This is a genomic window from Koromonas humicola (assembly GCF_059726255.1).
In genome coordinates, this window is the sequence record NZ_AP040873.1 from 2,399,534 (window position 1) to 2,417,949 (window position 18,416).

The 18,416-nt window shown below is 56.3% G+C and carries 15 protein-coding genes and 1 tRNA gene; 6 read left to right on the forward strand and 10 right to left on the reverse strand.

The genetic code is table 11. The features are described from left to right. The first annotated feature begins 89 nt into the window (after nt 1-89). Nucleotides 90-1,685 (forward strand): sensor histidine kinase, encoded by a 1,596-nt coding sequence (locus AC6IZD_RS10410; protein ID WP_497783239.1) that lies wholly within the window; start codon nt 90-92, stop codon nt 1,683-1,685. A gap of 94 nt (nt 1,686-1,779) precedes the next feature. Here the strand turns inward: AC6IZD_RS10410 and AC6IZD_RS10415 are convergent, their stop codons facing one another. Beyond that, nucleotides 1,780-2,220: a hypothetical protein gene (locus tag AC6IZD_RS10415; protein WP_497783240.1), complete on the reverse strand. Its 441-nt coding sequence runs from the start codon at nt 2,218-2,220 to the stop codon at nt 1,780-1,782. A 225-nt stretch (nt 2,221-2,445) separates the two neighbouring features. Further along, nucleotides 2,446-4,014, reverse strand: coding sequence for a putative porin (locus AC6IZD_RS10420; protein WP_497783241.1), 1,569 nt, complete (start codon nt 4,012-4,014; stop codon nt 2,446-2,448). Nucleotides 4,015-4,463: 449 nt separating this feature from the next. Between AC6IZD_RS10420 and AC6IZD_RS10425 the strand changes: the two genes are divergently transcribed. After that, nucleotides 4,464-6,020 (forward strand): methyl-accepting chemotaxis protein, encoded by a 1,557-nt coding sequence (locus AC6IZD_RS10425; protein ID WP_497783242.1) that lies wholly within the window; start codon nt 4,464-4,466, stop codon nt 6,018-6,020. Between the two features lie 89 nt (nt 6,021-6,109). On the opposite strand, the gene AC6IZD_RS10430 is transcribed toward AC6IZD_RS10425, so the two are convergent. From AC6IZD_RS10430 to AC6IZD_RS10455, 6 genes are all read right to left on the reverse strand, one after another. Further along, entirely contained in the window at nt 6,110-7,054 is a 945-nt protein-coding gene (locus tag AC6IZD_RS10430; RefSeq protein ID WP_497783243.1) for an alpha/beta hydrolase, read from the reverse strand. Nucleotides 7,055-7,270: 216 nt separating this feature from the next. Then, a tRNA-Ser gene (locus tag AC6IZD_RS10435) sits at nt 7,271-7,360 on the reverse strand. A gap of 117 nt (nt 7,361-7,477) precedes the next feature. Beyond that, a complete protein-coding gene (locus AC6IZD_RS10440; RefSeq protein ID WP_497783245.1) occupies nt 7,478-8,269 on the reverse strand; it encodes a LuxR C-terminal-related transcriptional regulator in 792 nt (263 codons plus the stop codon). A gap of 41 nt (nt 8,270-8,310) precedes the next feature. Continuing rightward, complete coding sequence (locus AC6IZD_RS10445) at nt 8,311-8,691, reverse strand: PilZ domain-containing protein (protein WP_497783246.1); 381 nt, start codon at nt 8,689-8,691, stop codon at nt 8,311-8,313. Nucleotides 8,692-8,720: 29 nt separating this feature from the next. Beyond that, a complete protein-coding gene (locus AC6IZD_RS10450) occupies nt 8,721-10,118 on the reverse strand; it encodes a TldD/PmbA family protein (protein WP_497783247.1) in 1,398 nt (465 codons plus the stop codon). Nucleotides 10,119-10,346: 228 nt separating this feature from the next. Next, the gene (locus AC6IZD_RS10455) at nt 10,347-11,810 is read right to left on the reverse strand and encodes a TldD/PmbA family protein (protein WP_497783248.1); all 1,464 of its coding nucleotides are present in this window, start codon (nt 11,808-11,810) and stop codon (nt 10,347-10,349) included. A gap of 222 nt (nt 11,811-12,032) precedes the next feature. On the opposite strand from AC6IZD_RS10455, the gene AC6IZD_RS10460 reads away from it, so the two are divergent. Continuing rightward, on the forward strand, nt 12,033-12,671 hold the full coding sequence (locus AC6IZD_RS10460; RefSeq protein WP_497783250.1) for a ribonuclease T2 family protein: 639 nt from the start codon (nt 12,033-12,035) through the stop codon (nt 12,669-12,671). A gap of 61 nt (nt 12,672-12,732) precedes the next feature. Next, on the forward strand, nt 12,733-13,239 hold the full coding sequence (locus tag AC6IZD_RS10465) for a DUF1440 domain-containing protein (RefSeq protein WP_497783251.1): 507 nt from the start codon (nt 12,733-12,735) through the stop codon (nt 13,237-13,239). Nucleotides 13,240-13,329: 90 nt separating this feature from the next. On the opposite strand, the gene AC6IZD_RS10470 is transcribed toward AC6IZD_RS10465, so the two are convergent. Continuing rightward, nucleotides 13,330-14,220, reverse strand: coding sequence for a helix-turn-helix domain-containing protein (locus AC6IZD_RS10470; RefSeq protein ID WP_497783252.1), 891 nt, complete (start codon nt 14,218-14,220; stop codon nt 13,330-13,332). 282 nt (nt 14,221-14,502) lie between these two features. Here AC6IZD_RS10470 and AC6IZD_RS10475 point away from each other — a divergent pair, with 282 nt between their 5' ends. Then, entirely contained in the window at nt 14,503-15,555 is a 1,053-nt protein-coding gene (locus AC6IZD_RS10475) for a sensor domain-containing diguanylate cyclase (RefSeq protein ID WP_497783253.1), read from the forward strand. Nucleotides 15,556-15,583: 28 nt separating this feature from the next. Here the strand turns inward: AC6IZD_RS10475 and AC6IZD_RS10480 are convergent, their stop codons facing one another. Next, the gene (locus tag AC6IZD_RS10480) at nt 15,584-16,423 is read right to left on the reverse strand and encodes a hypothetical protein (protein ID WP_497783254.1); all 840 of its coding nucleotides are present in this window, start codon (nt 16,421-16,423) and stop codon (nt 15,584-15,586) included. Between the two features lie 188 nt (nt 16,424-16,611). Here AC6IZD_RS10480 and pyrG point away from each other — a divergent pair, with 188 nt between their 5' ends. Beyond that, nucleotides 16,612-18,303 carry a CTP synthase gene (gene pyrG, locus AC6IZD_RS10485; protein ID WP_497783255.1) on the forward strand — a complete coding sequence of 564 codons (1,692 nt, stop codon included), beginning with the start codon at nt 16,612-16,614 and terminating at the stop codon, nt 18,301-18,303. The last annotated feature ends 113 nt before the right edge of the window (nt 18,304-18,416 follow it).

Genomic DNA, 18,416 nt, shown 5'->3' on the forward strand with positions numbered 1-18,416 from the left:
GATTCAATAAACCTGAAAACGTCTCCTCTGGTGAGTCGCATCTATATGCGAATGTTTCCTTGGCTCATCAAGCCAGATAGAGAATAGGAATGAAGGCCCTTCCTAAAGTAACGACTGCTGTTGCGATCTCTATGCTGATATGCGTAGGCGTCTGGGCAGTGGTTCATTTCGGAGTTACGCGGTCGCTACTATCGACGACGTTCCTGCCTCATCAGTTCTGCTACCTTCGCGATCCTTCCTTGATCTGGACCAACGCCGTATCTGATGGGCTTATCTGGCTATCGTATGTCACCATAGCCGTTGGCCTTGCTCTCCTTCTCAAGAAGACGCAATCCCTCCTCGGATTCCGCTGGGTATTCGTAGCCTTTGGACTCTTTATCGTCGCCTGCGGATTCACTCACTTCTTTGAAGTCGTCACCATTTGGGAACCGATGTATTGGCTGTCAACTTCAGTGAAAGTGCTCACCGCAATCGCCTCAGTCGTGACGGCCATCGCCTTCGTGCCTCTTGTGCCACGCGCGGCTCAGGCAGTGTGGCTGTTCAATGATGCGTATTCGAAAAGCGAAGAGAAGAGGGCCGAAGCACTTTCAAAGCTGATCGATTCCGAAGAACGCATTCGGCTCGCCGCTGAGAGTTCCGGATTCGCCACTTGGGAGCGAAGTCTTACAACCGGCGAGTTGTACTGGGATGATCGATGCCGCGCATTGTTCGGAGTAAACGAACCCCGAAAGCTTTTCTATGAGGACTTCATCGATCGCATTCACCCCGACGATCGCGCCGCAACGAAGGCTCTCATTGAGTCCTCCCTCTCCGAGCGCCACGAGTACGACGCCACGTTCCGGATTCTTCGCGATGATGGCGATGTCAGGACTGTGATTTCCAGGGGCAAGGCCTTCTGCAACGAGAACGGACGTCCTGTGCGTCTGGTCGGCATCATCCTGGATGTCACTCGTGAACGCATGGCGCAGGAAGCGCTGGTCAGGACCGAGAAGCTCGCCATAGCCGGACGCATGGCCGCCAGCATCGCCCATGAGATCAACAACCCACTCGAAGCCGCAACCGGCTTCCTCTACATGTCTCGAACTGACAACCGCGTTCCGCAAGAAATCAAGGAGTACCTCAAACTCGCCGAGCAGGAACTCCAACGGGCTGCCACAATCACGCGCAGCACTCTCAGCTTCTACCGGGAGTCACCCACACCCGTTCAGACAAACTTGGTCGAGCTGATCGCCAGCATTCTTGAATTTCAAAAGCCGCGGTTGCTAAAGGCTGGGGTGTCGGCGCAAACGAAGTTTTCTGAAACCAAATCTATCGTTGCGTACCCGGGAGAGCTTCGTCAGGTATTCACGAACCTTATCCTGAACGCCGTCGATGCAATGCCGTCCGCAGGAAAGTTGTCTATCCGCGTTCACCCAGCAAGGAACTGGAACACACAACAGCAGGGCTATGTCGTGCTCATCGCCGATAATGGTTCCGGAATACCTCCACAGATTCGTCCACGGCTGTTCGACGCGTTTTTCTCGACCAAAGGCGACAAAGGGACGGGACTTGGATTATGGATTTCTAAGCAGCTTGTAGAGAAGAACGGAGGAAAAATAAAGTTCCGCTCCTGCACAGCTCAAAGCTCCTCCGCAACCGGAACAACATTCAGAATCTGGCTTCCTTCCAGCCCCGGGGTGCGGTAATCCTGAATGAAGAGAAGTGCAGAGTGCGAAGGCATCAGCCAATCGCACTCTGTTTATCTCGCGTATCAGGCAGCATGCAACACTGCCCTGCTGATTACGCTGCTCGCCCGCCAGATGGATTACGTGAGAAGTTGATGACGCCCTTACGCCTTTGAGGCGACTTCACATCTGATGGAGTGGCAAACTTTCTCGATACCTTTTTGTGCGCAGTTTCCGCCTGCTGAGCCGCCATATCCTCACCAGTTTCCGCGGCCTCGCGTATCACGAGTTTATAGAAGTTGTTCGTCTGCCCTGACGCCGTTAAATTCTGAACCTTCATTGCCAAACGTTGTTCTTCGAAGTGCCTGAACCACTCGTCCCAACTGATAGGGTCAAGCGATTCAACTTCCGAGTTAGGATCCAGCTCCAGTTTGATGTCGCCTATATGATTACGATCTGCCGCACGTGCCCACGCTGGTTTGGCGCCGTGCTGCTCCGCCCATCTTCGAACTTCGTTGTGGTCAGTGATGATCCTCGTCTTCGCTTTAAATGACATTCTGTTGCGACTCCAGATCAGAATTCACATGCACTCGTACCAACGTATTGGATGCCAGTCTTGGCAGCATGCGTCCGCACAATCACGAGTCCGCAACGCTGCAGCATAGCGATGTACCTTTTATGAAGGTGGTTATACAGCAGGGCGAACCCAACCCGTGTTCTCTGAAAAAAGAAACCCACCGTGGTCGTCAGACCGCGATGGGGCATTGAGAATTGACTCAGTTTAGAAGCTCACGACCAAGTCAAACTGTCCACGATTCAGGTATGGATCGATCTGACCCGGCTTAGTTCCGGTTGTAAGTTTCGCACCCGGAGCTCTCGAATCCAGCACACGTCCAATCCACTGTGTGTAGCCAAGCGTCGCGTTCGAACGTACCTTCCAGAGAACGAACGCGCGGTTCTGCAGAACGTTTGTCGGAGCTCGCTGATCCGATTCGGCAAACGACGAGATCACAGCATCCTGCTCGTCACGACGGAATTCGTATCCGAACTGGACATCGTTCTTGGCTTTTGATTGTCCCAGGCTTGCCTCCGCCACATATGCGTGCGAACGCTTGCTTGCAGCCCGCAAGTTGACCAGCCATTCACCCGACAAATTCAGCGGCAAACGCTCGATCCCAGTCTGGATCGTGTTGTTCAGGATGAAGTCGGAGTAGTTGAACTTCGAAGCGAAGTGGCTGACCCCGGCTGAATCCTTGTACGTCTGGTTCGTCATTCCATTCGGGGCAAAAGCTCCGATCGTCGTCGCACCAGTCACGGAGGACGGCTCATTCAGAATGACGTCAATGTTGTGCCAGTTCAACATCGAGTACGTTGGAACCATCTTCCAACGCGATCCCAGCTTCAGAGTTGCGGCAACCTGCCCGCCAGAAGCATACGAATCATCGCCAGCCGATGCTTCGTTCAACATCAGTTGAATGCCGGTAAAGCTGATGTTCTTCAGTACCGGATTCTTTATGTCGAACGACAACTTCGCCGTGACACCCTCAGGATTCAGATCTGGATCGAATGTGACCGAACTTCTGTTCCACGTATACGCGAACTTACCGGCCGTGACCGAAACCCACTTCGCCGCCTTTGGATTGTAGACAACGTAACCACGATCGAAGCCGACTGCCTTGCGATCGAACGCGTTGGTTAGCGTCTCATTGGCTCCCGTCGGATTCGTCATTCCGCCAGTGGCCATGAAGATGCCAGCCGAAAAGTCCTGATTCAGCTTGCTCTCAAATCCAAAACGCATACGGACGAGCGAGCGATTGCGGAACTGCGTGCGCTCCTGGAAAAAGCTTTCGTTCCGGACACGCACATCTCCGCTCCAGCGGAAACGGGACAACGTGCCTTCAACTGTTTCGAGTCGTCTTTCGGTGGACTTGCCTTGGTTAGAGGCCGTCTTCAGGTCCGAGTTTACTTCGGCCACATCAGCCTCAAGTCTATTGACGGCTGGCTGTTGCTTGTCGGCTTCGGCCTTCGCAGACTCCGCTTTCTTCGCCGCCTCTTCCGAGGTAGCAGCCGAAGCTTCCGCCTTCTGCTCAACCGTCTTCAGTTGCGAGTCGCGCGTTGAGAGCTGTTGCTGCAGCAATTCAATCGCGTGTTGCTGCTGAGACAGTTGGTCCTGCTGCTTCTGCAGCAACTCTTTCATCTGCTGAACCTCTGAGTTGCTCGATGCAGCGGCCTTCTTTTTCAGCTTGGTGTGTGTAGCTGTCGTATTTTCTGGAACTGTAGTCGGAGCAGACTGTGCAAACGCCACAGCACCCAGAACTGTTACTACCATCGCACTACGAAACAAATGCACTTAACTCTCCCAATGAGTCTTTGCGTCACGATTCCAAACAACATCGAAATCCCCATGTTGCCGCCCTCGTCACCTCCCATATCTCCGAGGGTGTTCAACTTCCACCTCATACAGGTGGCGACTGTTCGCGAGTTTCGCGAACGTCTTCTGCTTGCAGAGGACAGGCTTGCGTTTCCCCAGAATCGGCTTCCCTATCGGCACTTTCATGAGGTTCCTCTACGAAATCTCTTCGCCGTCGAGGCAGAAACTTGCGAACGACTGACGGAAGTGGCTTTGCGACGCCGGGGCGACCGCAACAGGCACACTTTCGCACGACGGAACGCATAGCTGCGCCGGTTGATATCTGCTGTAGCTCCTTTAAGCCTTGAAGGAACTAAGAGCTTCTGCCGATATATCCCGGCGTGTTGCGCGGCGTCAACGCGCTGAATCCAGCAGTGATGAGGATTGAAATGTCTCTTGGTAGGAAGCTTGGGATTGTTCTGGGTAGCTTGTTCGTTCTGTTGGGGGTGCTCAGCTTCTTTGTCCTTAGCTCGCTCGCAAAACTAAATGACAACTACAACAACAGCGTGGACAAGACAGTAGTAAAGATTGAGACCAATCTTGACTTCCAGACTGCAGTGGCAGAAATGCGTTTTGCGAATCGTGGCGCTATGCTCAACACCTACGCCAAAAATCCGCAAGGCGTGACGCAAGCCCACGACGCGTTCACAAAGGCCATATCCCGCGCGCGGAAGGACATCGAAACGTTAACGCCTCTCACGATCACCGAAGATGGAAAGGCTGAGCTTCGCTCATCTTCTGTGGTCATCAATTCTGTCGACCAGCGGCGCATGGAACTGAACACAATTCTCGCGGCAGGAAATGTGGACGAAGCCGCCAAATACGCGAGAGAGAATCTGACGCCACTCTTCGAACAGCTCACAAAGACTGCCAATTCACACATTGAACGCTCGCGCACGCTCCTTCAACAGGATCGCGCCTCCAACCAGTTCATCACTCGTGTTGCCCGGCTGATCACTGCCGCACTGTGGTTTATGGGAATCGTGATCGCAGCCTTCGCCGCAAAGACTCTCCGCGACCTCATTCGCAAACTGACCTATGTATCGGAGGAACTGTCCATTCAATCCGAAGATGTGGCCAACTCCGCCTCGCAGATTTCAACCAGCGCACAATCTCTTGCGGAAGGCTCCTCCGAGCAGGCTGCGGCCCTTGAGGAAACCTCGTCTTCGACTCAGGAAATCAATGCGATGACGCAGCAGAACGCGACCTACGCGCGCAACGCCGTCGAGTTGACCACGGTAACAAGTCACGAAATCGAAGATGGCAACGCGAAGCTCCGTTTGCTGATCGGTGCTATCACCGAAATCAACAAGTCGAGCGAGAAAGTCAGCAAGACCTTGAAGATCATCGACGACATTGCATTCCAAACGAATATTCTCGCTCTCAATGCCGCAGTAGAAGCCGCGCGCGCCGGAGATGCCGGAATGGGATTCGCCGTCGTGGCCGACGAAGTTCGCAATCTTGCTCAGCGCTGTGCTCAGGCGGCGAAAGACACCGACCTGATGATCCAGGAATCGCTTACCAAGTCAAAGGAAGGCAAGGAGCGCGTTGACGAAGTTGCTGCCGTTATCGCCCGCATCACGGAAAGCTCGCAGTCAGTCAACCAGCTCGTCGCCGACATCGGTGCGGCCAGCCAGGAACAGGCCACCGGCTTGGCACAGATCACCAACGCCATAACGCAGATGGAGGAAGTGGTTCAACACACCGCGGCTTCATCCGAACAGAGCGCGGCCGCAGGCGAAACTCTGCGCAGCAAGGCCGATCTTCTACAAAACCTTGTCGTTGATCTGAAGCGACTCGTCTCCGGTGACAACGCCTCATCAATTGCCGGTGTGACACGCGATCGCGAAGTAGCGCCCGCAGATTTTGACTTTCATATCACCCACGACGCGCCCATGAACCCGAACGCCTCCGACCGCGGACCGTGGTCGAACATGGTTCAGTAACTGTTAAGTGCGGTGTGCAATGCGCTCACCGCACTTCTCTCCTTGGCTCTCCTGCACTGCTTCGAACCTGCTCCCAAGAACCCGCTCCGCTACTCCGAGACAACTCCGATTGTCTTCAACCATGTCTCCAAGAGCTGAGGCCACGTCGTGATCGGGAACTTCGTGCGCCTCACTCCAAACGCGTGTCCGCCCTTAGCATACAAATGCATTTCTACCGGAACCTCGGCCTTCTTCAGCGCGATGTAGTACACGAGTGAGTTGTTAATGCTGTCTACGGGGTCATCCTCGGCCTGCACGATCAAGGTAGGCGGCGTGTTTTTCGTAACACGAATGTCGGGATTCAGCTCAAACTTCTTCTCGTCGATCCACAAATGCCCCGGATAGAGGCTCACGGCAAAATCCGGTCGGCAGCTCTCCCTGTCCGCAGCATCTATTGGCGTATACGCACGCTTACTGAAATGCGTGCTGATATCGGTCACCAGGTGCCCACCGGCTGAAAATCCAAGAACTCCAATTTTGTGAGGATCGATATTCCACTCCGAGGCATGCAGGCGCAGCCAGCCCAGCGTCCTCTGTGCATCCTGTAACGCGGTCGGTGCTTTCGGGCGCACTTGGCAATTGCATCCCTTGTCCCAGTGCATTCCGGAATTAGGCACGCGGTACTTCAACAGCACGCAGGTAATCCCCCTTGAGGTTAGCGAGTCGCACACCTCAGTCCCTTCCAGATCGATGGCCAACATCTGATAGCCGCCGCCGGGAAATACCACGATGGCAGCTCCGGTGTTGTTCTTCTCCGGTGAGTAGATCGTTATCGTCGGTCGCGAGACATTGTCGACGAAGAGGACTGACTTGCCAGCAATCGGTTTTTCGGAAGTGCTTGTGGTCTCGGGCGCAGCAACAGGCTGCGCGTCTGGCGCTATACCCGGCCAAATTGCAATCTGCACATGTCCGGGAGACGGTTGCCAAGCTTTCTGTTGACCCATCAAAACGGTTGACGCAAACAGAAGTAAGAGAGCGAAAAGCGAACGCATCATTCAGGGATCCTCAATGCTCCGCGAACTCACCCAGAGTAGCTTTCAGAATGGCACTTTTCACAGCACTCGTGATTAACGAGGCTGGTTCTCGAAAGAGGCTGGTTCGTGATGGCCGATACAGAAATTCAAGGAGTGAAACGCGATATGGAGTGAACTGCTCAACGACGAATCGGATGATTGCCGAGGGGGCATCGTTTATTCAGTTGAAGGAAGTGCTGGCGGAGAGACAGGGATTCGAACCCTGGATACAGTTTCCCGTATACACGCTTTCCAAGCGTGCGCCTTCAGCCACTCGGCCATCTCTCCGCTTACAAGGCAGGATTCGCCTTCGCGAACTCTTCAATTGTAACGTACGCAACCACTCTCGTGCGCACGACAACAGCATTATGGATGTGAATTACTGTGGATTATTTCTGGATTGCGCTAATTTTTCAACGTGCTGGCCGGACCGCCCGCCGCCATGTAGCCGGGTCTGACCGCTGCCCCATTATCGCCTTCGGGCTTTTGGTAGTTCTCCAGCAACTTGTGATGCATGCAGTACAGAGCTAATTCCAGACGATCGGAGACGCCCAGCTTGTCATATACCTTCCGCAGATAGTTCTTCACCACCTGCTCGGTCGTCCCAACCTCTTGCGCGATATCTTTGTTCCGCAGACCTTGAGTCACGCCAGCAATGATCTGCAATTCCTTGGAATTCAGCTTGACCTTGGCGCGCGGCGACGTCAGTTGTGAAGCTTGCGCCCGATACGCCTCAATGACCCAGTTCACGCCCCTGCTATCCAGCCACGTCTCGCCTGCGTGCACCTTCCTGATGCATCGGATCAGCAGATCCGGAGCGATGGAACGCGAAACGATTCCACGAACCCCGCGCTTTAGAAACTCGCAGGTATCGGCCTCGCTAGGCTCACTCGCCACCAGCACCACCTTCAACGCTGGAGCCACAGCGACCATGCTGCTGATGACCTCAAATGGGGAATCGCTCAACCCGCGTTCAAACAGGATCAGGTCGGCTTCGAACCGTCCAACGGCGTTCACAGCAGCCGCTGCCGACTCCACCTGGGCCACAATGCGGATGTCGTCTTCTACCGCGATAATCTTCCGGACACCAACACGGAAAATTGGCTCACTATCAGCCAAGATTACCCGGATCGCCGCTTCTGAATCGTCCTCTAAACCGTCAAGCGGTATTAGCGGATCGGCCTCTTCATTGGCCATTTCCCATCCCGTTCACTGCAGAGTTCGTTTGAGCCCATAGCTTATCGGGAGAATTTATATTCGTCAATAATTGCGCCAACAGCCACTCGATCCCCCGCGGGAGCACAGCGCACAACCCTGCCAACGCACTCAACCTGAACGTCCGTTTCCGAGCCCAGAGTTTGCGCAGGCATGCAGATAGAAAACCGGATGGTCGAGCCCACAGGAAAGTCGGTTCCGCAATGTATCAAAACCCCACCCGCAGAGATGTCCTGCGTTTCTCCCTCCCGCACTTCTTCATTCTGCATCAGGGACACTGGCAATTTCAGCGGAAAGCGGACAGCGCAACGTAGATCGTTTGCATGCTCAGTTTTCACATTCGCCAGCATAGCCCTCACCTTGTGAAAAATATAATTACCAAAGTATCCACTTTGCGACCCCATTCGAGTCCTGCACCTATGTGCCTACGAACTCAAAAACGTGTCGTCTCAGTAAACTGGAACTCTTCGACCCTCATCGCAGGCACGACCATGTCAAATGCTTCTTCGCCACAGGCTCGCACTGGCTCTCCCAGATCGAGAACGTGCTTGAGCATCTGAACCACACTCTGATTGAAGCGAAAGTTGCGTATTCCCTTGCCTATCTTGCCGTCTTCAATCGCGAAGGTCCCATCCCGTGTCATTCCGGTCAGAATCTTCTCGTAAGCGTCCACTTCGCGGATGTACCACAGGCGTGTTACCAGCAATCCGCGCTCGGTCTGCGCAATCATCTGTTCGAGACTCTTCGCGTCGCCCGGCGCAACCCTGAATACGATATTTGATGCGGACTCACCGCCCTCATTCGGCAAACTGAACCCGTGCCCCGTTGCGTGTATCGTTTTGAACCTCTCTGATAAATCGGAACTCCGTATTCGCTCGGCCGTCCCGCGCGCCATAGCCACCTCGCGGACAACGCCATTCTCAATCAGCGTCAACGGCTGTCGTCCCATGCCTTCCCCATCAAATCCCTGCCCGGTCTGCTCCGGATGACCCACGTCATCGACGATCGACATGTTGTCTCCAAATAGCTTTGTTCCCAGCCGCCCGTTCAGGCATGACCGCTGTTCCAACAGCGCCAGTCCGCTGAAATCCGCCACGAGAAACCCAAGCAGGTCCACCACGGCCGAAGGTTCAAGAATGACGGTGTACTTCCCGGGTGGCAGTTCGATTGGCGATTTCGACCGCAGTGCCTTTTCTGCCGCGATTTCAGCCAGCTTGCGCGCGTGCAGACGTGTGGCGCTCGTGTAGTTCTGCTTCTGCCAGCCCGAACTGTCGCTCGCCTGCATCGTTACGGAAGCCTCAGCAAGCGTATGCCGGTCCCACCGCTCCACTCCATGCGAATTGAACAACGCCTCGAAGCTCTCGCCGCACGAGTAAATTCCTGCGGCGTTCAACCCGCTCCGGCGTGCCACCTCCACCATGCTCTCAACTTGTTCTGCACGCTCCGCTGCCGACATCGCCGCCGTCTGCTCACAGTATCGAGCCAACTCGGGAGCATTTCCCTGCTCGGATGCAGTCAACATCGGCAGCAACGAGTCATCCTCTTCCTGCACCCGCGCCAATGCTTCGGCCTGCTTCACCACGCGAGTAAGGCTCTCGTCATCAACGCGATTCGTTGTCGCTCTCGCTGTGCGTCCGCCAAACTGCACCCGCACCGAGATCTCGCAACCTTCCTCGCTCACGTTCTGCGTGATTCCGTTATTCGCAAAACGCGTCAGTGCCGAATGCCCACCAGTAACGGTGACTTCCACATCTCGAGCGTCAGATAACTTCCGCACCCGGTCAAAGATCTCCCCGCACCACGCCTTATCCGCCACCACATTCGCATTCATCGATTTTCCCAATCCCGGTACACCCTTGAGGGTGCCCCATCCTAAATCTCGCGCTTCTGGCGAGTTTAGGGTGGGGTAGTTGCTCTTGCTCTTGCTCTTGCTTTTAGCATGTCATCCTGAGCAACGCGAAGGACCCCAGCCTCCGCTCGCATCTCAACTGCTGCCCCAGGTCACCTGCCCCCAACCTCGCGAAACTTCGCGCACTTCGCCAACCTCGCGGAAACCTGACTACCCTCTATACGCTCCACCGACCTTCACACCCCTGAACCGTGCCGGAGCCGCGCCATGCCCTGTTCCCATTCCCTGTTCTGGCTGCCCTTTCCCGCAGTTCGGAGTCCCCCACAGCGACCAGTACCGCCCATCACAAATCGCGTCCATCGAGTTCCAGAACTCCGTCGTAATCCCAGAGTACGAAGGATTCCGCAGCATCCTTCCGCGCTTCCCGCCCTTGATCTCCCACGCCGCCTCGCACCCAAACTGGAAGTTATACCGCTTATCGTCGATCGACCACGAGCGGTTCGTCTCCATATAAATCCCGTCATCCGTCGAGCCAATCAGTTCCTCGAAACTCAACGGCTTCTCCCCCGGCAGAATGCTCACATTCGTCATGCGCACAATCGGAACCCGCGCCCAGCCCTCGGCCCGCATATGCCCGCCCGACCTGCTGCGCCCAATCAGCGCCGCCGTATCGCGCGATGACAAATATCCCTCGAACTGCCCTTTCGTGATGATCGGAACGCACTGCGCCGCCACGCCCTCATCGTCATACGCAAACGTCCCCAACCCCGGACCATGCTCCGGCCTTGCATCGGCCACCACGTTCACCAGCTCGCTCCCATAGCGAAGCGTGTGCAGCTTGTCCAACGTCAAAAACGATGTCCCCGCAAAATTCGCTTCATACCCCAGCACGCGATCCAGCTCAATCGGATGCCCGATCGACTCATGTATCTGCAACCCTAGTTGCGAAGAGTCCAGCACCACATCCCATCGCCGCTCCGGACACTGCGGAGCCTTCAGCAGCTCCACGCACTCCCGCCCCACGCGCTCCGCGTTCTCCAGCAGCCTCAACTCCTCGACCAGTTCATACCCCTTCGCCTGATACTGCCCCCCAAACGAGTTCGGATACGACCGCGTCTGAATCGAATCACCCTCAAACGCATGCGCCGCAAATCCCGCTCCCGTCGTCGTCCTTGTCTGGTGAATCGCCGCGCCTTCCGTCGAATAGAACCATTGCTCATACCGGCCGAAGTGCATGCTCGTTTCTGCCAGCGTCACACCTTCCACCCCGGTCAGCACCGCATCGAACTTCCTCAGCAGCTCAAAATTCTGCTCCATCGGCACCGTAAAAGGATCAATAGCACAGGGCGATACCCACTCCGCCACCGCCGCCGGCTCTTTTGCCAGTACCACCGGCTCTACCTGCACCCGCGCCGAAGCCTTTGCAATCTCCACCGCCAGCCGCGCACACTGCTCCACTCCTTCGCGCGTCAACACCTGCGTCGCCGCAAATCCCCAACCTCCATTGGCAACCACCCGCACGCCAAGCCCCAGCGACTCCCCATCCGATGCCACCGCCACGCGACCATTCCGCGTGCCTAGCGACCGCGCCCGCTCGTTCACAATCCGAGCCTCGGCATGACTCGCGCCTTCAGCCACGGCCATCTCCAGCGCCCAATCCGCAATCTGCTTCATTTACACTCCCGTTCGCCCACATCAAACCGTCAATTCTATTCCTGCGCGACCCGAACCAGGATGTTCGCCATCATCAAAGGGCGGTGGCCCAGAGTTGGCGATTTTCCAACTCTGGGATCTATACGCCCGCTGCCCGTTCAAGTGGATCTGTTTCTCTTGAATGTGCTTTGGCCACGAGGACCACGTGCCCCTAGCTTCGCTCCCAAGCTACACTAGACGCCTATGCCGCGCTCATTCCTCGCCACCCTTCTGCTCACCGCCATCCTCGCCACCCCCTCCGCCGCGCAACGCCGCTTCGACCAACGCGCTCCCGGAGACTTCGAGTACTACATCCTCGCTCTCTCCTGGGCTCCTAATTTCTGCGCCACTCACACCGGAGACGCCAACGAGTGCGGCCCCGGACGCCACCGCACCTTTGTCGTCCACGGACTCTGGGCCCAATCCGAGCGTGGACGCCTCGACCAGCCTTGCCAGCACACCTCACCCGTTGCTCAGGACGTCGTCCGCTATGCTCTCAACTTCTACCCCGCTGCCGGACTCATCCAGCACGAGTGGCAGTGCCACGGCATCTACTCCGGACTCTCCGCCCGCGATTACTTCACCGCAGTCGGACACGCCTTCCAATCGCTGCAAATTCCGCCAAGCGTTTCCGCTCTCGCCAGCGACTCCCGCCGCGACTCCTCCGAACTCATCCGTGCCTTCGAGCAGGCCAACTCCTCGCGAGGCTCTTTCGCCACCTCCTGTCACGATGGCGAACTCATCTCTCTCGAAGCCTGCTTCACCAAGGACCTCAAACTGCGTCCCTGCGGCTCTGGCGTGCACTCCTGCTCCGGCCCGCTGCTCCTCCGCACGCCCCGTTAGACGGAGCACACCGAGCCACTTCGCCCCGCTCTCCCGCGTCCAACACCGGGAGGTCACTCCCATGAACAATAGCTCTGCCCGCCCCCTCCGCGGACTCCTGTTCGGAGCCATCGCAGGACTCGCCGCCTCCTGGGCCATGAACCAGTTCCAGAATCTCGTCAGCCGGGCTACCGAAACTCGCCAAGAACGTGAGGCCGCCTCCGGTGCGCATCAGGAAGACGCCACCATGAAGGCGGCCGACCGCTTGGCGCAAGGCATCCACTTCCGCCCCCTCTCCTATCAGGAAAAGGCCGTGGCAGGCCCCGTCCTGCATTACGCTTTTGGCACCGCAATCGGCGCCATGTATGGGCTTGCTGCCGAGTATTTTCCCCAAGCCCACGCCGGGTTCGGCACCATCTTCGGAACCCTGCTATTCGCCATTGCCGACGAAACCGCTGTGCCGCTCACGGGCCTGTCCGCTGCCCCCACTCAATACCCTGCCTCGTCGCACATTCGCGCACTCGCCTCGCACCTCGTTTACGGAGCCAGCGCCGAAGCTGTCCGCAGCACTCTCTCCCGCGCCGCTTAGACATACAGAAGGCAAAATGAGAAAGGGCCGCGATCTCTCGCGGCCCCACCTTCAACCTTGAAACCTTGCTACCTTGAAACGTTGAAACCTCTACTGCTTCTCCATTCCCTGTGGAGTGAAAGTCACCGTTGCTCTGTGGCCTTCCGGCCCAAGTGCGCCCTCGGACTTGCCGTTATAGGTTACGTTCACACCCGCCGGATTACCGACAATGACCTTCAACTGCTCCTTCGCCTTGTAGCTGCGAGTCGCGACATCCGGCTTATCCGGATCCATCGTCAAAGTCTCAACCGGCTTGCCATCGCTCCTCACGCTGATCCACGATCGAGATGTAGCCGAAATCGAAACCTCTACCGGAGCCGACTGCTGTGCTCCTGAATTCAGGCCTGCGCCTGCGGGCGCGCCTGTCTGTGTTTGCATCTGCGCGGCTGGAGTGGCGTTCTGAGGCGTGGGATTCTGCGCTGCATTAGGATCTGTCGGGTTGGCCGATGGATTGTCGTTAGGAATAGCAACGATTGGAGCCTGTGTCGTCGCAGGAGCCTGCGTCTGTTGCTGTTGTGCCGCTTGCTCCCTTGATTCGCGCTCTTCTTTCCTGTGCTCGGTGAACCAGAGAGCGCTCACGCCGATAGCCACGCAAATCGCGAGAATACTGACCACGGTTATCGGATTTATGAATGGCTCGCTCTTCTTTGGCCGTGCAGCAATCACTTGGGAGGAGATCGTCTGCATGTCAGTCGTTTCCTGTGGAGGCACATTCGCAGCGGCCATGTAAGCGGCGACTGCTTTTTCCTCGTCCATTCCTACGCAGCGGGCATACGAGCGCACAAATCCCTTATTGAAGATTCCGCCGGGCAACAGCTCGAAGCGCTCATCTTCCAATGCCTGCAGGATCCGCGTTCCGATCTTCGTCGTCTCTGCGATCTCTTGCAGCGAGATCTTCTTCGCCTTCCGCGCCTGCTTTAGACTTTCCCCAAACGATGCCAAGTAGGTCACCCTTGCCGATAACCTGGGACTAAGGACTGCAATCTCTTGCGCGGGCGCTTCGGCGGGCGCTCGCATCTATTCCAACATGGAGATATGCAGTTCTCCCACAATGATAGAAATGCTTGAAACTGAAAGTCAAACGTAAAGGGAACAAGTTCAAATCAAACACATTACTATCGCATTCGCGCGCCCCACACTTTCGAGTTCTACCCGGAGTACCTGCAAGCTCTATAATGTGGCAGCCGGCCTAGGGTTACCGGCAATCATTCAGGGCAAAAATAGATGACGCGACCGCAACACCCGGCCGAGACGAACCAATCGAAGTCAGAACTCGCCATCCTGCACGATGTAGCCAAGGCACTCACGTCTTCCCTGAACCTTGACTCGATTCTCCAGACCATCATGGAGAAGGTCGCGGCATATTTTCAGCCTGATACTTGGAGCCTGCTCATGACGGACGATGAGCACCAGGAGCTCTATTTCGCCATTGCCGTCGGCGATGCCAGCGACTCTCTCAAGTCCGTCCGCCTCCGCATTGGCGAGGGCATCGCCGGATGGGTCGCCAAAAATGGCGAGCCGCTCGTCGTTCCCGACGTGACCAAGGACCCGCGCTTTGCTCCACGCGTCGACGAAATGACCAAGTGGAAGACGAAGTCCATCCTATGCGTCCCTCTCGCCTCCAGGAGTCGCATTCTGGGCGTCATCCAGCTCATCAACGTGGACATGACTCGTTTCGGCAACGATCAGTTCATGCTGTTGCAGGCGCTTGCCGATTACGCCGCCATCGCTATCGATAACGCGCGTTCGGTTGAGAAGATCCAGGAACTGACGATCACCGATGACTGCACGGGCCTATACAATGCTCGGCATCTTTACAACACGATTGAGTCTGAGGTCTATCGGTCCAATCGTTTCGGATACGAGTTCAGCGTCCTGTTCCTTGACCTTGATCGCTTTAAGCTGGTCAACGACAATCACGGACACCTGATCGGCAGCCGGCTCCTGCTGGAGATCGGCAACACGATCAAAGGCCATCTGCGCCTGATCGATTACGCTTTCCGCTATGGTGGAGATGAATTTGTGGTGCTCCTGCCGCAGACAGGAAAGAGCTCGGCACTCGTTGTCGCTCGTCGTCTTCGGGATATTCTGCGTAACACCAATTTCCAGTTCGGCAATCTCACGCTCAACATCCGCGCCAGCATGGGAGTAGCTAGTTTCCCCGACGATGCGCGCAACGCCCACGACCTGATCCGTGAAGCCGATGAAATGATGTACACCATCAAGAACACGACGCGCGACGCTATCGCTGCCTGTGGGGTCGGAACCGTCGTTTAACAAGCGCAGCAAGACACTTTGTTGCGCTCTACTTCTCGACTCCAAAGTCCCAGACCGCCCCATTTCCATCATCGCCCATCGCCGAAATCACCAGGGCATACTCTCCCGGCGCCAAGTCCTCCAGCGGAATAATCTTCCACCAGTCCCCGCTAAACTTCTCCGCGCGCGATTTCAGGAAGGTCTGCTTCGTGTTCTGCTCCCCGCTCATGGCAATCGTGTTCTTGGCCACCACTCGTAGGTCCTTTTTGCGCTCCAGTCTCACGATCCTGAAGTTATCGGCCGGAATCACACCCTGATCGTTCTCAATATCCACGAAGATCCCAGGCTCTTTCGTATGAACCCGAACCTTCGCCATCGGGCCTTTCAGCTCAATCGTCTGCACCTGACTCGCAACAGGGATGATCGATTTCCGCAGCATGTTCTTGCCTACGTTGTCGTTCACCTGAATCTTGTTCGTCTCAATCTTGCTCAGCACAGGCTTGCCCGCGACGTCCTCCAGCAGAAACACCCCGCCCTCGGCAGGCAAACGAATATCCGGAGCCACCAATGGAGTGTTTAGTTGCTCCTCCTTGCGCTTAGCGACTTCCTCTTCGGTCACTTGCTTCAGTTCTTCCTCAGAGCTCTTAGCCTTCTGCGCGTTCCATTCGTCCGTTGCCTTCCAGTCCACGAGGGCGGTCGGGATTTCCTCCCACTCGCCGCGTTCCGCGCTGAAATACTTCAAACGATCGCCCTGTTTCTTCCACTCCGTCGCTATCTGGTAGCTGCCGTCGGTCAAAATCAGCCTTTTGGCCGCCTGCGCCCATGCTGCTGGGCCAAGTGTCAGGCATAGCAGCGTGATGACTGCCAAACTCTTCAGTACCCGCGACATACTCCACCTCTCAGGCTCACAAGATAGCACTCCGGTCGGCATCCGTTGCCCTCTCTGATGCCCTGCTTCTCAGAATTTTGCGCCATTCTGTGCCGCGTCACTTGCTCCACGCCGCAATTTCGTACAAAATTGATTGTGCACCCCTCCAAAAATCTCCAATTCAAATACCCCCTGGTTACGAGGACGATATGTCGGCAAAGTACATCTTTGTGACGGGCGGGGTCGTGTCATCTCTCGGCAAGGGCCTTGCTGCTGCCAGCATTGGCTGCCTGCTGGAGTGCCGCGGCCTGCGGGTCAATCTCCAAAAGTTCGATCCCTATCTCAACGTCGATCCAGGGACGATGTCTCCCTTTCAACACGGCGAAGTGTTCGTCACCGATGACGGAGCCGAGACCGATCTCGACCTTGGACATTACGAGCGCTTCACTCACTCACGCCTGACGCGCGAGAACAACCTCACCACCGGACGCATCTATGAGCAGATCATCGCCAAGGAGCGCCGAGGCGACTATCTCGGTAAGACCGTGCAGGTCATCCCGCACGTAACGAACGAGATCAAGGCCGCCATGAAGAAGGTTTCGCAGGATGTCGATGTCGTCATCTGCGAAATCGGTGGTACCGTTGGCGATATCGAGTCGCTGCCGTTCCTTGAGGCCATCCGTCAGATGCGTCAGGAGCTCGGGCGTGAAAACACGCTCTTTGTCCATGTCACGCTGGTGCCTTACATCGCCGCCGCGGGAGAACTCAAGACAAAGCCAACTCAGCACTCGGTAAAAGAGCTTCTCTCCATTGGAATCCAGCCCGACATTCTTCTCTGCCGCACCGACCGCTTCCTGCCGCAGGACATGAAGAGCAAGATCGCGCTCTTCTGCAATGTCGAGGAGCGCGCCGTCATCACCGCCCGCGATGTTGCCAGCATCTACGAATGCCCCTTGGCCTTCGCACAGGAAGGTGTCGACAAGCTGGTTCTCAAATACCTGCATATCGACGCCAAGGAGGCTGACCTCAGTCAGTGGGAGTCGCTGGTCCATCGTGCCTACAATCCTAAGGACGAAGTTCTCATCGGCATCGTGGGCAAGTACGTCGAGTACGAGGATTCCTACAAGTCACTGAAGGAAGCGCTCGTCCATGCTGCTCTCAAGTACAATCTCAAGCTCAACGTGCAGTGGGTTGAAGCCGAGGGACTTGAGAGAAAAGACAAGGAAGACCGCAGCTACGAACCTCAGCTCACCGGATTCGATGGCATTCTCGTTCCAGGCGGTTTTGGCAAACGCGGCATCGCCGGCATGCTCAACGGCATTCGCTTTGCCCGCGAGCACAATGTCCCTTATTTTGGAATCTGTCTGGGAATGCAGACTGCCTGCATCGAGTTCGCTCGAAACGTCTGCCACCTCGACGATGCAAACTCCAGCGAATTCGATCCCGCCACTCCACATCGCGTCATCTATAAGCTGCGCGAATTGCGTGGCGTAGAAGAACTCGGAGGCACCATGCGCCTAGGCGCTTGGGACTGCCGCCTCAATCCCGAATCGCAGGCTGCCAAGGCATATGGTAAGACCGAAATCAGCGAACGTCACCGCCACCGGTACGAGTTCAATCGTGAATACGAAGGAATTCTGACCAATGCGGGCCTTCGTATCACCGGAAACTCACCGGACGGCACCTACGTTGAGATCGTAGAGATTCCTAACCACCCTTACTTCCTCGGATGCCAGTTCCATCCCGAGTTCAAGTCGAAGCCGCTCGAGCCGCATCCGCTGTTCCTGAGCTTCATTCACGCCAGCTACCAGCATCGCACCAAGCGCCTTGCCGAGTCCCAGCCAACGGACGACAACTTGTACCACCGTCCGAAAGCTCAAGCTGGCACAAAACTCCAATAGAAGAACCATCGGGTGCCCCACCCTAAACTCGTGCTTCTCGAGTTTAGGGTGGGGCAGTTGCAGTTGCTCTTGCTTTTTGCAGTTGCTTTTGCAGTTACACTTGCTGTTGCGGC